Source organism: Haloarchaeobius baliensis (assembly GCF_052060055.1).
Classification (GTDB): Archaea; Halobacteriota; Halobacteria; order Halobacteriales; family Natrialbaceae; genus Haloarchaeobius; species Haloarchaeobius baliensis.
The window spans coordinates 1,244,473-1,258,100 of the sequence record NZ_JBPPFR010000001.1 but is presented as its reverse complement, the minus strand read 5'-3'; the positions used below and the strand labels follow the sequence as shown (position 1 = coordinate 1,258,100).

General features: G+C 67.3%; 17 protein-coding genes. 8 read left to right on the top strand and 9 right to left on the bottom strand.

Annotated elements, in window-relative coordinates; genetic code table 11:
- Positions 1 to 19 precede the first annotated feature (19 nt).
- Both glmU and aglF read right to left on the bottom strand, forming a co-directional pair.
- Positions 20 to 1,210: a bifunctional sugar-1-phosphate nucleotidylyltransferase/acetyltransferase gene (glmU, locus tag ACSG06_RS06465; RefSeq protein WP_440989443.1), complete on the bottom strand. Its 1,191-nt coding sequence runs from the start codon at positions 1,208 to 1,210 to the stop codon at positions 20 to 22.
- Positions 1,211 to 1,987, bottom strand: a complete 777-nt coding sequence (gene aglF / locus ACSG06_RS06460) for a UTP--glucose-1-phosphate uridylyltransferase AglF (RefSeq protein ID WP_440989442.1) — start codon at positions 1,985 to 1,987, stop codon at positions 1,211 to 1,213. It lies immediately after the preceding gene.
- Between the two features lie 97 nt (positions 1,988 to 2,084).
- On the opposite strand from aglF, the gene aglJ reads away from it, so the two are divergent.
- The gene (aglJ, locus tag ACSG06_RS06455) at positions 2,085 to 3,056 is read left to right on the top strand and encodes an S-layer glycoprotein N-glycosyltransferase AglJ (protein WP_440989441.1); all 972 of its coding nucleotides are present in this window, start codon (positions 2,085 to 2,087) and stop codon (positions 3,054 to 3,056) included.
- A gap of 21 nt (positions 3,057 to 3,077) precedes the next feature.
- On the opposite strand, the gene ACSG06_RS06450 is transcribed toward aglJ, so the two are convergent.
- Complete coding sequence (locus tag ACSG06_RS06450; RefSeq protein WP_440989440.1) at positions 3,078 to 3,398, bottom strand: hypothetical protein; 321 nt, start codon at positions 3,396 to 3,398, stop codon at positions 3,078 to 3,080.
- 95 nt (positions 3,399 to 3,493) lie between these two features.
- On the opposite strand from ACSG06_RS06450, the gene ACSG06_RS06445 reads away from it, so the two are divergent.
- Positions 3,494 to 3,703 (top strand): ribbon-helix-helix domain-containing protein, encoded by a 210-nt coding sequence (locus ACSG06_RS06445; RefSeq protein ID WP_256297519.1) that lies wholly within the window; start codon positions 3,494 to 3,496, stop codon positions 3,701 to 3,703.
- Positions 3,704 to 3,749: 46 nt separating this feature from the next.
- Here the strand turns inward: ACSG06_RS06445 and ACSG06_RS06440 are convergent, their stop codons facing one another.
- Positions 3,750 to 4,163: a JAB/MPN domain protein-containing protein gene (locus ACSG06_RS06440; protein WP_440989439.1), complete on the bottom strand. Its 414-nt coding sequence runs from the start codon at positions 4,161 to 4,163 to the stop codon at positions 3,750 to 3,752.
- A 52-nt stretch (positions 4,164 to 4,215) separates the two neighbouring features.
- Positions 4,216 to 5,700, bottom strand: coding sequence for an arginine/ornithine antiporter ArcD (arcD, locus tag ACSG06_RS06435; RefSeq protein ID WP_440989438.1), 1,485 nt, complete (start codon positions 5,698 to 5,700; stop codon positions 4,216 to 4,218).
- Positions 5,701 to 5,868: 168 nt separating this feature from the next.
- On the opposite strand from arcD, the gene aglM reads away from it, so the two are divergent.
- A complete protein-coding gene (aglM, locus tag ACSG06_RS06430; protein ID WP_440989437.1) occupies positions 5,869 to 7,170 on the top strand; it encodes a UDP-glucose 6-dehydrogenase AglM in 1,302 nt (433 codons plus the stop codon).
- Between the two features lie 90 nt (positions 7,171 to 7,260).
- Positions 7,261 to 7,755: a hypothetical protein gene (locus ACSG06_RS06425; protein ID WP_440989436.1), complete on the top strand. Its 495-nt coding sequence runs from the start codon at positions 7,261 to 7,263 to the stop codon at positions 7,753 to 7,755.
- Positions 7,756 to 7,761: 6 nt separating this feature from the next.
- Here the strand turns inward: ACSG06_RS06425 and ACSG06_RS06420 are convergent, their stop codons facing one another.
- A complete protein-coding gene (locus ACSG06_RS06420) occupies positions 7,762 to 8,448 on the bottom strand; it encodes a hypothetical protein (RefSeq protein WP_440989435.1) in 687 nt (228 codons plus the stop codon).
- Between the two features lie 113 nt (positions 8,449 to 8,561).
- On the opposite strand from ACSG06_RS06420, the gene ACSG06_RS06415 reads away from it, so the two are divergent.
- The 3 genes from ACSG06_RS06415 (at position 8,562) to ACSG06_RS06405 (ending at position 11,114) form a co-directional block, all read left to right on the top strand.
- On the top strand, positions 8,562 to 9,410 hold the full coding sequence (locus ACSG06_RS06415) for a class I SAM-dependent methyltransferase (RefSeq protein WP_440989434.1): 849 nt from the start codon (positions 8,562 to 8,564) through the stop codon (positions 9,408 to 9,410).
- A gap of 84 nt (positions 9,411 to 9,494) precedes the next feature.
- Complete coding sequence (locus ACSG06_RS06410; protein WP_440989433.1) at positions 9,495 to 10,391, top strand: right-handed parallel beta-helix repeat-containing protein; 897 nt, start codon at positions 9,495 to 9,497, stop codon at positions 10,389 to 10,391.
- Positions 10,392 to 10,433: 42 nt separating this feature from the next.
- Positions 10,434 to 11,114 carry a VOC family protein gene (locus tag ACSG06_RS06405; protein WP_440989432.1) on the top strand — a complete coding sequence of 227 codons (681 nt, stop codon included), beginning with the start codon at positions 10,434 to 10,436 and terminating at the stop codon, positions 11,112 to 11,114.
- A gap of 1 nt (position 11,115) precedes the next feature.
- Here the strand turns inward: ACSG06_RS06405 and ACSG06_RS06400 are convergent, their stop codons facing one another.
- On the bottom strand, positions 11,116 to 11,418 hold the full coding sequence (locus ACSG06_RS06400) for a DUF5779 family protein (protein WP_440989431.1): 303 nt from the start codon (positions 11,416 to 11,418) through the stop codon (positions 11,116 to 11,118).
- A gap of 309 nt (positions 11,419 to 11,727) precedes the next feature.
- Here ACSG06_RS06400 and ACSG06_RS06395 point away from each other — a divergent pair, with 309 nt between their 5' ends.
- Positions 11,728 to 12,855: an oxidoreductase gene (locus ACSG06_RS06395; RefSeq protein ID WP_440990295.1), complete on the top strand. Its 1,128-nt coding sequence runs from the start codon at positions 11,728 to 11,730 to the stop codon at positions 12,853 to 12,855.
- A gap of 93 nt (positions 12,856 to 12,948) precedes the next feature.
- Here the strand turns inward: ACSG06_RS06395 and ACSG06_RS06390 are convergent, their stop codons facing one another.
- Complete coding sequence (locus ACSG06_RS06390) at positions 12,949 to 13,119, bottom strand: hypothetical protein (RefSeq protein WP_502306428.1); 171 nt, start codon at positions 13,117 to 13,119, stop codon at positions 12,949 to 12,951.
- Between the two features lie 30 nt (positions 13,120 to 13,149).
- Complete coding sequence (locus tag ACSG06_RS06385) at positions 13,150 to 13,551, bottom strand: type II toxin-antitoxin system death-on-curing family toxin (RefSeq protein WP_440989430.1); 402 nt, start codon at positions 13,549 to 13,551, stop codon at positions 13,150 to 13,152.
- Between the last annotated feature and the right edge of the window lie 77 nt (positions 13,552 to 13,628).

The window sequence follows — 13,628 nt, the reverse complement described above, 5'->3', positions numbered from 1 at the left end:
GACGGTCGCCCGCGTGAGGTCACCGGTCCCGCATGACCGCCTCGCCGGGCGTGCTCGTCGCCCCCGAATCGAGGACGACGCCGGCGTTCAGACTCGAGTTGATACCGGTCTTCGCTCCGTCACCGCAGACGACGCCGAACTTCCGTCGGCCGGTGTCGACTCGCTCGCCCTTCACGGTCATCCGGACGTTCTCGTCGTCGTGCCTGAGGTTAGCCACCTTCGTGCCAGCCCCGAAGTTCACATCCTGACCAAGCACCGAATCACCGACGTATGCGTGGTGCGCCACGTTCGTCCCGCGCATCAGCACCGAGTTCTTCACCTCGACGGCGTTGCCGACGCGCACGTCGGGCCCGACGACCGTCGCGCCCCGGACGAAGCAGTTCGGGCCGACGTCGGCGCCGGACTGCACAACCACCGGGCCCTCGATGTACGCACCGTCCCGGACACGGGCACCGTCTTCGACGACGACCGGACCCGAGAGGGTCGCACCGTCCTCGACGGTGCCATCGATGCGACCCTCGAGGTCCGCGAGGATGGTCTCGGTCGCAGAGAGCAGCTCCCACGGTCGACCGACATCCAACCATGGACCATCGTACTCCACCACCGAAACCTCCTCGCCGTCGTCGAGCAAGTGCCCGATGGAGTCCGTGATCTCGTACTCGCCGCGCTCGCTCAGCTCGGTCCGGTCGATGGCGTCGAAGACGGACGCTTCGAACGCGTAGAGCCCGAGGTTCGCGAGGTTCGACGGCGGGTCGGCGGGCTTCTCGACCAGCTCTGTGAGCCGGCCCTGGTCGTGACTGACGACGCCGTAGTTCGACGGATCGGGAACGGATTTCGTCGCAATGGCGGTCCCGCCGGCTTCGACAAGCCCGGCCACCAGCTCCTCGGTGACGACCACGTCGCCGTTCAGCACGAGGAAGCGACCGTCGACCACGTCGGCGGCGCGTCCGACGGCGTGGGCGGTCCCGAGCTGCTCGCGCTGCTCGACGTACTCGACGGGGAGGCCTCGGTACTCCTCGCCGACGAGGTCGCGGATGACCTCGTCGCGGTAGCCGACGACGAGGACGTAGCCGTCGACGTACGGTTCGGCCGCATCCAGCACGCGCTGGACGAGCGGCGTCCCGGCGACCGGGAGCGTCGGCTTCGGGCGGTTGGCTGTCAGGGGCCGCATACGGGTGCCCTCGCCGGCGGCGACGACGACCGCCTGCATCTATTCGGACCCGCCCTCTGCGGTTGCTTCCTCGGCCTCCTCCTCGGCGACGCCCGCGTCCTCGTCCGCCGCCTGGAGCTTGCGCTCGGCCTCGTCGCGGTCCTCCGGGTAGCCGATGTCGGTTCGCCAGCCGTCGATACGGATGGCGTCGATGGTCCGGCCGCTCTTGATGAGCAGGTCGACCGCGTCGCTGATCTCGTACTCGTCGCGGTTCGACGGCTGGACGAGGTGGCAGGCGTGGAAGATGGCGGGCGAGAACGTGTAGAAGCCGGTCATCACGAGGTTCGACGGCGGTTCCTCGGGCTTCTCGACGACGTCGACGATCTCGCCGTACTTGTTGGTGTCACAGACGCCGTAGCGGCTCGCCTCCTCCCAGGGCACCTCCTCGACGAGGAACGCGGCGTCGGCACGGTCCTCGCGCTGGCGGCGGACGACGTCCTGGAGGTTCGCGCGGAAGATGTTGTCGCCGAGGATGAGCATGAAGTCGTCGTCGATGTGCTCCTCGACGGTGAGCAGGGCGTGGGCGAGGCCCTTCTGCTCGCGCTGGTGGGCGTACGTGATGGGGATGCCCTCGAACTCGTCGCCGTAGTGACTGATGATCTTCTCCTTGAGGTAGCCGACGACGATGACGAACTCGTCGGCGCCGAGGTCACGGAGCTGTTCGAGGCAGTGCGTGATGATGGGCTTGTCGTCGACCTCGACCATTCCCTTCGGTTTGTCGTCGGTCAGGGGGCGGAGACGTGTGCCCTTCCCGGCGGCGAGTACGACAGCTTTCATACCACCATATCGGCCGCTCCGGCTGTAAATACTTTTAGTCCTCACGGGCCGCCTCCGACAGCAACTCTTTTGCGGCCACCACGTCGAACTCCGTGCGATGGCCGAGACGGACGATGACGACGTCTGCGTGCTGGTGCCGACGTACAACGAGGCGGCGACCATCGGCGAGGTCGTCTCGGGCCTGCGCGACGAGGGCTTCGAGAACGTGCTCGTCATCGACGGACACTCGACGGACGACACGCGCGAGATCGCGGACGAGCACGGCGCACGCGTCGTCCTGCAGACCGGCACCGGGCGCGGCTCGGGCAAGGGCGAGGCCGTCCGCGAGGGCGTCGAGCACATCGACGCAGAGTACGTGCTGATGCTCGACGGTGACGGCACGTACAAGCCGGAAGACGCCCACGCGATGCTCGAACCGCTCCGGGCCGGCCGCGCGGAGCACGTCGTCGGCGACCGCTTCGCCGACATGGAGTCGGGCGCGATGACGCGGCTCAACCAGTTCGGCAACCGCGTAATCAACGCCGGGTTCCGACTCGTCCACCGGCAGGACTTCGGCGACATCCTCTCGGGCTACCGTGCGTTCACGCGCGAGTCGTTCGAACTGATGTCGCTCAGTGCGGAGGGCTTCGGCATCGAGACCGAACTCGCCGTCGAGTGCGCACGCCACAACATCACGACGGAGGTCGTCGACATCACCTACCTCGCGCGCCCTGACGGCTCGGAGACGAACCTCCGGCCGTTCCGCGACGGCGGCGCGATACTGCTGACTCTCTACCTGCGCTCGAAGACGCACAACCCGCTCTTTTACTTCGGGACCGTCGGCGGCGTGCTCGGGCTCACCGGGGTGTTCGTCGCCGGGTTCGTAGCCTACGACTGGTTCGTCAACAGGGTCCCCCACGACGTGCTCGCGATGCTCGCGGGCGTCCTGTTGCTCGTCGGGGTCCAGCTCGCCATGTTCGGCGTGCTCGCGGACACGATGGTCGTCCTCCACCGCGAGCAGCGGGCGCGGATCGAGCGGCTCGCAGAGGAGACCGGGACCGACCTCTCGTCCGAGTCGGGCGAGGACTGAACGGCGACGCGGTGGTGACGGCTAGAACGGCAGGCTGGACCGGATGCGGTCGAAGACGGTGCCCCTCTCGCGGCGACGCTCGAAGACAGGGTGGAGTGCGTTCAGGAGTGCCTGTTCGTCAGCGAACTCGTCCCGGTCGACCTTCCCGAGCGCGTCGCGCATCGACAGTGTGTTGCCCTTCATGTCGTAGGCGATGTCGAGGTGGCCGACACGTCGCTCGAGGTCCCGTTTCGTCACCGGATACGAGATGTCGTACTCGTCGAGCCTGGCGTCGACCGCCGCGATGCCGAACTCGATCGAGGACGGCTCGTCCGTGTCGTTCGACGGCGGGCGCATTCCCATCGTTGGTCGGGTGTTGGGGCTCGCGGGGCAAAATCCTTCGGCCACGAACTCGTCGGTCCGCAAGGCACAATACCGCGCACCGGCACAGACCGGACGTGACCGACTACACCACCGTCTCCATCCCGAAGGACCTCGCGGACCGCGTCGAGGAGACCATCGAGGGCACGAGCTTCTCCTCGACGTCGGACCTCGTGCGGTTCCTGCTCCGCAGCATCGTCATCCAGCATCAGCGACAGGGCGAGCTCACCGAGGCGGAGTTCGAGGAGATAACGGAGCAGCTGCGGGACCTGGGCTATCTGGAGTGAACGACCTGGGTTATTTCGAGTGAGGGACCTGGGCTCTCTCGAGTGATCAGTCGATGGAGCCCTCAGGCGGGACCGCGTCGACGACGTGCATCTCCTGGCGCCGACCCGACCGGTCGAACGCCCCGACGTTCCCGGGCTCCCACGGAGGGATTGCGACGAACACGACCGCGTGGAGGTCGTCCTCGCGGGAGACGGCCAGCTCGCCGGTCGCGTGCGAGACGAACCGGCCGTGGGTCTGCCCGGGCGGGGTCCCGAGGTCGACTCCGAACACCGCCGACACCGAGCCGCCCGCGTCGGGCAGGTAGAAGTCCGTGAACACCGGCGTCTCCGGCGGGATGTCCTCGGCACCGTCGAGGTCGCCGGCGGCCGTCGCGGCGAGCGAGACCGTCACGTCCTCGGGGTCGGCCTCTCGAGCGAAGTCGAGCAACGTCTCCAGAAGCCCCTGGGTGAGATGTACCACGTCAGTGCGTAGCAGGTCGACGCGTTAAAGGGATTTGGTCGCTGTCGAGCGGTCAGTCGTCGGCCGTCGCGGCGGTGCTCGACGGACCTGCCCCGTCGGTGCCTGTCCCGGTGTCGAACCCGAGCCCGAGCACCGCACTCGCGAACAGCACCAGCGGCGAGAGGTACGCGAAGAAGTAGTACGGCGCGAAGCCTGCCAGCCCGAACTCGCCGGCCCACGGGAGGACGCCGAACACGCCGGCCATGTAGACGCTCCCGGCGTGCCACGGGAAGAGCGCGCCCGTCGGGGTGCCGGCCGCCTCGACGGCCTGCGAGAGGTCGTCGCTGTCGAGCCCGTACTCGTCGTAGAGGTTCCGCAGGGTCATCCCGGGGACGACGATGCTCATGTACTGCTGGGCGGAGAACGCGTTCACGGCGATGGCCGAGACGCCGGTGCCGGCGACCAGCCCGCGCGGCCCCCGGACGGCGTCGGCGAGCCGGTAGGCGAGCACGGCCAGCACCCCGATGCGTTCGAGGAGGCCACCGAGTGCGAGTGCGGCGACGACGACCGAGATGGTCCACGCCGAGCCCGCGAGCCCGCCACTGGCGAGCAGGTCGGTGACGACCGGGACGCCCGTCTCCGGCCCGGTGCCGTTCAGGAACACGTCCCAGGCGGCGGTGAAGCCGACGCCCTGGACGAAGACGGTCGTCGCCACGCCCGCGAACACCCCGGCGACGAGCGTCGGGAGCGCTGGCCTGCCGGCGAGCGCGAGCCCGAAGGTGACGACGAGCGGGAGGACGACGAGCACCGAGAGCTCGTAGCTGCCGGCGAGCGCGCCCTGTATCTCGCCGACCCGACCGGCCGGAATCGCACCGCCGGCTCGGAGTCCGAGGACGGCGTAGCCGAGCACGGCCAGCCCGAAGGCGACGACGGTGCCGTTCCGCATCGCGTGGATGTGGTCGTACAGGTCGGTGTCGGTCACCGCGGCCGCGAGGTTCGTCGTGTCCGAGAGCGGCGACTGCTTGTCGCCGGCGTACGCGCCGGAGAGGATGGCCCCCGCGGTCATGGGGGCGGGGATGCCCAGCCCGGAGCCGATGCCGATGAACGCGACGCCGAGCGTGCCCGCGGTGGTCCACGAGGAGCCGATGGCGAAGGCGACCAGCGCCGCGAGGATGGCCGTCACCGGGAGGAACACCGCGGGCGTCAGCACCGAGAGCCCGTAGTACATCAGCCCGGGGATCGTCCCCGCGCTGATCCACGTGGCGATGAGCGCGTAGATGACGAACAGGATGAGGATGGACTGCAGGCCCATCAGGAGGCTCTCGGCGATGCCCTCGTAGAGGTCATCCCAGCTGTAGCCGAGCCAGTACTTGCCGACCGCGGCGGTCAGGACGATGCTCCACAGCAACGGTGCGTGCGGTGCCAGCCCGAGGTAGCCCGAGCCGATGCCGAGGAAGACCACGACGCCGAGCACGGGGACGAGCGCCTGCGCGAGGCTCGGTCGCCGGTCCGGGTCGAGGTCCGCGTAGGTTCGTGGGTCGAAACTCTGGTCGGTCACGGTTGCCCGGGGCTAACTACTGACAGTAATTAAACTAGGCGATTTTATTCGCCAAAGGCATGTTCGTTGGTCTCACGACCCGTGGCACGTCGTACCGCCATCTGACGGGGTTCCCGGAACCGCCACAGACCATCACCGTCATTAGCCGCCCGGCTGAACTGACTGGCAATGGACGTCAGCATCATCGGGAGCGGCTACGTCGGCACCACGGTCGCGGCCTGTCTGGCCGACGACGGGCACGACGTGGTCAACGTCGACATCGACGAGGAGATCGTCGCCGCCATCAACGACGGCCACTCGCCCATCCACGAGCCCGGGCTGGACGAGCTGCTCGCGGAGCACGCCGGTGGTCGGCTCCGCGCGACGACCGACTACGAGGCCGTCCGCGACACGGACGTGACGTTCGTCGCCGTCGGGACGCCCTCGCGGGACGACGGCAGCATCGACACGAGCGTCGTCGAGGCGGCCACGCGCTCGCTCGGCGAACAGCTCGCTGCGAAAGATGGCGAGCACCTCGTCGTCGTCAAGAGCACCGTCGTCCCGGGAACGACCGACAAGCTCGTGATTCCGACGCTCGAAGAGGAACTCGACGAACCGGTCGGCGAGTCGGTCCACGTCGCGGTCAACCCCGAGTTCCTCCAGATGGGCTCCGCCGTCGAGAACTTCCGTACCCCCCAGAAGATCGTCTTCGGCACGACGGGCGACGAGTGGGCGCTCGACCGGCTCCACGAGCTCTACGCCGGGGTCATCGAGGACGCCGACCCCGCCGTCGTCGAGACGGGGCTGCGCGAGGGCGAGATGATAAAGTACGCCAACAACGCCTTCCTCGCGAGCAAGGTCAGCCTCATCAACGACATCGGCAACGTCTGCAAGGAGTTCGACGTCGACGCCTACGAGGTCGCCGACGCCATCGGGCTCGACGACCGCATCGGCGAGCGCTTCCTCCGCTCCGGACTGGGCTGGGGCGGCTCCTGCTTCCCGAAGGACGTCGCCGCCATCATCGCGGCCGCGGAGAACGCCGGCTACGAGCCCCCGATGCTCACCGCCGCCGTCGAGGTGAACGACCTCCAGCCCGAGCGCCTCCTCGACCTGCTCGCCGCGCACACCGACCTCGACGGCGCGCGCGTCGCCGTCCTCGGCCTCTCGTTCAAGCCGGGCACCGACGACGTGCGGGGAAGCCGGGCGATTCCGGTCGTCGAGGGCCTGCGCGAACGCGGCGCGACGGTCGTCGCCTACGACCCCGTCGCCACCGCGAAGTTCCGCGAGAAGCACCCCGACATCGACGTCGCGTTCGCCGACTCCGCCGCCGACGCACTCGACGGCGCGGACGCCTGTGCCGTCGTCACCGACTGGGACGAGTTCGCCGCGCTCGATTCCGAGTTCGACGCTATGGCGACGCCCGTCGTCGTGGACGGCCGACACGTAATCGAGCGACGTGACGGCATCACGTACGAAGGGCTGACCTGGTAAGACGTCCGTCTCCGGACGGTCCACTGCGCTTCTTGCCAGTCGCGCTGCGCGGGGAACGTTTTATGCCAGTTGCGTTTGAGTTCCCGGCTGATGTCCTCCACAGACGCAGTCGCCGCACTCCGTGAGCGAGTCAGACGCTACCTGTCGCTCCGTGTGCTGGTGCTCTGGAGTGCGCTCACCGTGCTCGTCGTCGTTTTCGCGTACGTCGCGGTCGCTCCGGAATTCACCCACGTCGGGGCCACGGGCCTCGCGCTCCTTTGTGTGTTCCTCATCGGATGCTTCAGGCTCGGTGTCGGCGACCGTGTTGAGGAGATGATGTCGGAGAACCGGGAGTCTGCACTGCTCGGCGTGGTCTGTTTCGGGGTCGCGGCACTGCCGATTCCGCTGACGGCCTGTTTCGGCGCCGGCTGCAGCGGCACCAGGACGTTCCACGTGTTCTTCGACTCGTCGCTTCTCGGGCCAGCTATCGGCGTCTCGTTCGCCGCGGACCGGTGTGCGCATCTCTGTCCTCACCGGGTCCAGCTCCTTCCACTGGCGATCGGCTACCTCTTCCTCGCCGAGACGATAACGGCGAAACAGTCCTGAGAACGCTCAGAACGGCAGCGCGTTCCGCGCCGTCTTCGCGTACACGCCCAACATCCGCTTTCTCGAGCCGGCCAGCGCGTCCGCCAGCGCCGCACTCGCGTCCTCGTCGACGCCCTCACCGTGGCCGACGAGGATGCGCTCGGGGGTCAGGCTCCCGAGTGCGCGTTTCGGCGGGAACGCCCGCAGCGCCGGGTGCACGCCGAGGCGCTCGCCGGACGCGAGGAAGTAGCTCGCCGCGCCGACGGACTCGGGCACCCAGAGCGTCCCCGTCTCCTCGTTGTAGAGCCCTGCCTCCTGCCAGAACCGACTGTCCCGGAGGCGGATGGTCCGGAAGCCCGAGTCGTCGAGGGTGTTCCCGAAGCGCTCGACCGGTGCGTCGAGCTCGTCCGCGACGCCGGTGAACCACGTCGGCAGGAAGACGGGCACGTCGTGGCGGTTCGCCACGTCGGCCGCGTCGCGCTTGTGGCGGTCCAGCGTGACCACGACGCCAGCGACCTCGCCGTGCTCTGCGAGCAGGTCGTCCAGCCCGGGGACGTCGACCGGGTCGACCACCCACACCCGTTCGTCGTCGTCGACCAGCGCGGCCGACGCGCGCTGCATCTCCTCGTCCGGATAGGCGATCCAGCCGAAGCCGTGGTCGCCCTCGTCGACGACCCGGTAGTCCTCGGCCGTGCCGGAGCCTTTCATTGCCATACCTGTTAGATAGGTCCGGTTTCGGATAAGTAGAGGGCTCGCGGCAGGGCGGTCCGACAGACCGAGTCACACCTTCGGCAAGCCTTTTCCGTCGGCTCCCGTCCAGATCGCATATGACACACACCACGGACCCCGAGGCGTTCTACGACGAGTACGGCGAGCGCGAGTGGGAGCGACTGGACCGGGACTTCTTCCACCGGCTGGAGTGGGAGGGGACCGTCGAGTACCTCGACCGCTACCTGCTCGAGTCCGGCCACGTGCTCGACGTGGGCGGGGCGGCTGGCCGGTACACGGTCTGGCTCGCGGAGCAGGGCTACGAGGTGACGCTGGTCGACCTGAGCGAGGGCCAGCTCGAGCTCGCCCGCGAGCAGGTCGGCGAGCGGGGCCTCGACGACCGCGTGACGGTCGAGAAGGGCGACGTGCGCGACCTCGCGTTCGACGCGGACAGCTTCGACGCGACGCTCTGTCTCGGCGGCCCCGTCTCGCACGTGGTCGACGAGGGCGAGCGCGAGACTGCCGTCTCGGAGCTCGAACGGGTCACCCGCCCCGGCGGGCCCGTCTTCGTCTCGGTGATGGGCCTGCTCTCCGCGGTAGTCAACACGGTCGACCACACCGGCCGGGAGCGCTTCGACGGCGCGGCCGCCGACTACCCCGTCCTGCCCGACCTCGTCGAGACGGGCGACTACACCGGCGACCTGTGTGCCGAGCACGACGTCGAGCCCGTGATGGCGGACTGCCACTTCTTCCGCGCCGACGAGCTGGCGGAACTGCTCGAATCGGTCGGACTCGCGGTCGAGACGCTCGCCGCGCTGGAGGGCGTGGCCTCCACACGACGCGACGAGTTCGACGGGCTGGACGAGGACCGGCGCGCCGTCGTCCGCGAGGTGGTCGACGCCCTGCGCGAGGACCGCAGCGTCGTCGACCTGTCGAGTCACATGCTCGGCGTCGCACGCGTCGAGTGACCTGCATTCTCAGGACCCGAAGCAGCCTGTTACCTCGGTAACCATCTCGTTACAATCCGGAAATCTCCATTTTTCGGTAGCTGCATGGTCTCCAAGCAGGCACTGTTCGCCCTCACTCTGGCGGGCGTGCTGGCGCTCTCGGCGGTCGGGAGCGCCGGTGCCATCCCGTCGGAGACGACCACAGCAGTACAGATCGACTCCTGTCGAACCATCGACCAGCCCGGGACGTACGAGCTCACCGAGGACATCGAGGACAGCACCCGAGACCGGTGTATCGTCATCGAGGCCGACGACGTGACCTTCGACGGGAACGGCCACGCCATCGACGGCGTCGGCGACGACAACACCATCGGGGTGTACATCGGCGAGACCAGCGAGACGCTCGTCAACGACCTCGAGGTCTCGCACTGGGACGAGGGCATCCTCGCGACCGCACCCGGCAGCAGCGGCGGGGACTACGCCTTCGTCGAGGACGTCGAGGCGCACCACAACAAGGACGGCGTGAAGGCCCGGGACTTCTTCGAGTTCGGGCTGGAGGACGTCGAGGCCCACCACAACAGCGACGACGGCATCCACCTCAAGCAGCTCACCGAGGGCTACATGCGCGACGTGCACAGCCACGACAACGCCGAGGACGGCGTCTACTTCGACGACGTCGGCGACGGCGGGGTCGACAACAGCGTCATCGAGGACAACGGCGACGACGGTATCGACCACCAGGCCTCGGGCAACATCTACATCGAGCGGACCACCATCGAGGACAACGCCGACGACGGCATCCTCTTCCGTGACAGCTCGCTCGCGGACTCCGACGTCGTCGACAGCACCATCCGAGACAACGGCGACGACGGCGTCGACGTCAAGACGTCCACGGACATCAGCATCCGGGACAACACCATCTGCGACAACGACGACGTGCAGATCGTCGTCCGCGAGAGTTCGAGCGACATCTCGACCCGCGACAACGACCTCACCTGCTGAGGCGCGGGCACGTTTATCCCGCCGGCCGTCGAACCCGGCGGTATGCTCGACGTGCTCTCCCGGCTCGGACTCGAGGTGAAGTACCTCGACCCGGCCACCGCCTTCTACGGCGACACCCTCGACATGACCGAGGTACGACGCGACGACGGGGCAGTCACCTACGCCGCCGGCGACACGGAACTCGTCCTGCGGCGCCCGTCGACGGTCCCCCGCGGCGGCGTCCACACCCACTTCGCGTTCTCCATCCCGGCGGCCGAGTACGACGACTGGTGGGACCGCCTCGACCCCGACCTCGACCTCGACGAGCACGTCTTCGGGGACGCACGCTCGCTGTACTGCTACGACCCCGACGGCAACTGCGTCGAACTCGGGCAGACCGACGTCTCCGGCCCCGGAATCGACGGCGTCTTCGAGGTGGTGCTGGAGGTCGAGGACCTGCCGCGGGCGGAGGCGTTCTACACGAGCCTCGGCTTCGAGCCGGTGGACCGCGGCGAGGACCGCGTCCGGACCCGGCTCCAGGGGCCGATGGCCCTCGAGCTCTGGGAGCCACACCTCGGGCTGGCCGACGCGCGCGGCGGGCTGCACGTCGACCTCGGGTTCACGGGCGACCCCGCCGCCGCCAGGGAGGCCGTCGGCGACGCTGCCTGCGCTGTCGAATCGATGGACGGTGGCGTCAGAATCCGCGACCCGGACGGACACTACCTGACCGTGACCGACGGCTGACTCAGACCCGGTCGCTGTCGATCTCGATACCCGGCGGCGAGACGATGAGGAAGCCACGGAAGTGGACGAGCCCGCCGCCCTCGTTCTTGATCTTCCGGGCGAAGCCGGCGGCGAGTTCGTTCACGTCGCCCTCGACGTTGAGGACGAGGATGCGCCCGCTCAGCACTGTCTCCACCCACTCCTCGTCGGGCGTGGAGCCGTCGAGGTGCCCGAGTTCCACCGCGCCGGCGAGGTCCTCACCGTCCGCCGCCTCGTCGGGGAGGTGGTCCTCGACCGCGTTCAGGTCCAGGTCGAAGTTGCTCATGGGGGAGTACTCGAATCGCCACGAGAAAAATCCTCGCCTCCCGACCCACACAGGTGGCTCTGTCGAAGCACAATTTATTCGACGCCCTCTCAGCTGACACAGCTGTGAGGTGGGTGTGGGGACGACCACGATTGGTCGGGGGAACCATACCCTCACGAAAGTCCCACAGAAGTGCGCACAAACCCGCAAGTTGCCTCTGTGGGTCGGTAGCCGACCCCCCAACGGAGGACTCCTCGCGCTTTCGCGCGGGGAGGATGGCAACTTCCGCTGGTGAGTCGACCCCGATTGATTATTCGGGCTCGGCCCCGAATCACTCGCAAGATGCTATTCGATTCGCTGTCGATAGGCGGGCAGACTCTGGACGGCCGCGTTGGCCTGGCGCCCATGACACGGGTCAGTGCGACGGACGACGGGCGTGCGAACGACAGGATGGCCCAGTACTACGCGAAGTTCGCCAAGGGCGGGTTCTCGTTCCTCGTGACTGAAGGCACCTACACCGACGGTGCCTACAGCAAGGGCTATCAGAACCAGCCCGGCCTCGTCACCGACGACCACGTCGACGCGTGGACACAGGTCACTGACGCCGTGCACGACGCCGACGGGGTGATCTTCGCGCAACTGATGCACTGCGGTGCCCAGAACCAGGGGATGCCGCAGGACACCGACCGGGAGACCATCGCACCGTCGGCAGTCCAGCCGGACGGCGAGAAGAACCCAGCGTACGGGGGTGCCGGTCCGTATCCCGAACCGAAGAAGGCCACCACGGAGGACCTCGAAACTGCGCGCGAAGGGTTCGTCGCGTCGGCCATGAACGCTCACGACGCTGGCTTCGACGGCGTGGAGTTGCACGCAGCGAACGGCTACCTCCTCAACGAGTTCCTCTCGGACACGATGAACCAGCGTGACGACGAGTACGGCGGTGACCCGGAAGCACGCGTCCGGTATCCTGCCGAAGTCGTCGAGGCAGTCGCTACGGCAGTGCCCGAGGACTTCGTCGTCGGGGTCAGGGTCTCACAGTCGATGGTGACCGACTATCGCTACGAGTGGCCCGAGGGCGAAGCGGCAGCAGCTGTGTTCTTCGAAGCGCTCTCGTCTGCGGGCGCGGACTACATCCACACGACCGAACGCTACGCCACGGAACCGACGTTCGGGGACGACGGACCGTCGCTTGCAGAAGCCGCCGTCGAGTACGTCACCGACGACACCGTCGTCATCGCCAACGGGAACCTGGGCACGCCCGAGGCAGCACGCCAGGTACTCGATGATGGCGCAGACCTCCTGACGCTCGGGACGAGTGCCCTTGCGAACCCCGACTGGCCGTCGCGAGTCGCCGCGGGCGAAGCGCTCGCACAGTTCGACCGGGCGACGTTGCTGGAACCGAAGGCGAGTATCGGCGACGAGGAACTGTCTGTCGGCGCCTCACCGTTCGAGAACTGAGCCGTCGGTGCGGAGTACCCGGCACAGGGGGTGAAGAACCCAGATTCAGTGTCGTCGCCACGATAGCTACGGAGGCGCTGAGAACATGTTGACTCACTCGTCTTCGAGCGCGGCGTAGATCTCTGCGTGACGGCGTCCGTCAAGCTTCCCCATCTTGAGAGCGATTTTGTGGCGTTCGGCTTCGCTCTCGGCCGCCTGATACCGCTCGTATAGTCGGCGGACTTCCTCATCGACCGTCGCCGAGGAATCAGTGCTGGACGCCATCTCTGTATAGAACGTACTCATTGGGTCCCTTTATGAGTTGTGACGAGCACACGCTCGGAAGTAAATTACTGCGGTCTCAGTGTCGACGGCGGCTTCATCGGTCGCAAAGCGGTGCAGTAAGGCCCGAATTTCGTCGCCGTAGTCGAACGTGTGTTCGTTCAGCATGTAGAAGACAACCACCGTTCGGAGTGCAGTCCGCTTGTTTCCGTCGACGAAGGGATGGTCTGCAACGAGAAGACGCATCAGATGTACCGCTTTTTCATGCAGTGTCTGTGGAACCTCCCCAAAGTATCCTTCAGAGACGTACTGCACTGCAGATTCGATTGGGTCCTTCGATCGAATTCCGGGTTCTGTGGCGTCACCCTCGTCGACGATCTGCTCGTGGAGATCGATAATGAGCTCGTCCGAAGGATAGGCGACGTCGTCAGTCACATTTGCAACTCTCTCACGATAGCCAATAGTCGTTTCTTCCTTGCAGCGTCGCTCGTTGTATGTTGTATCTCTTGGCG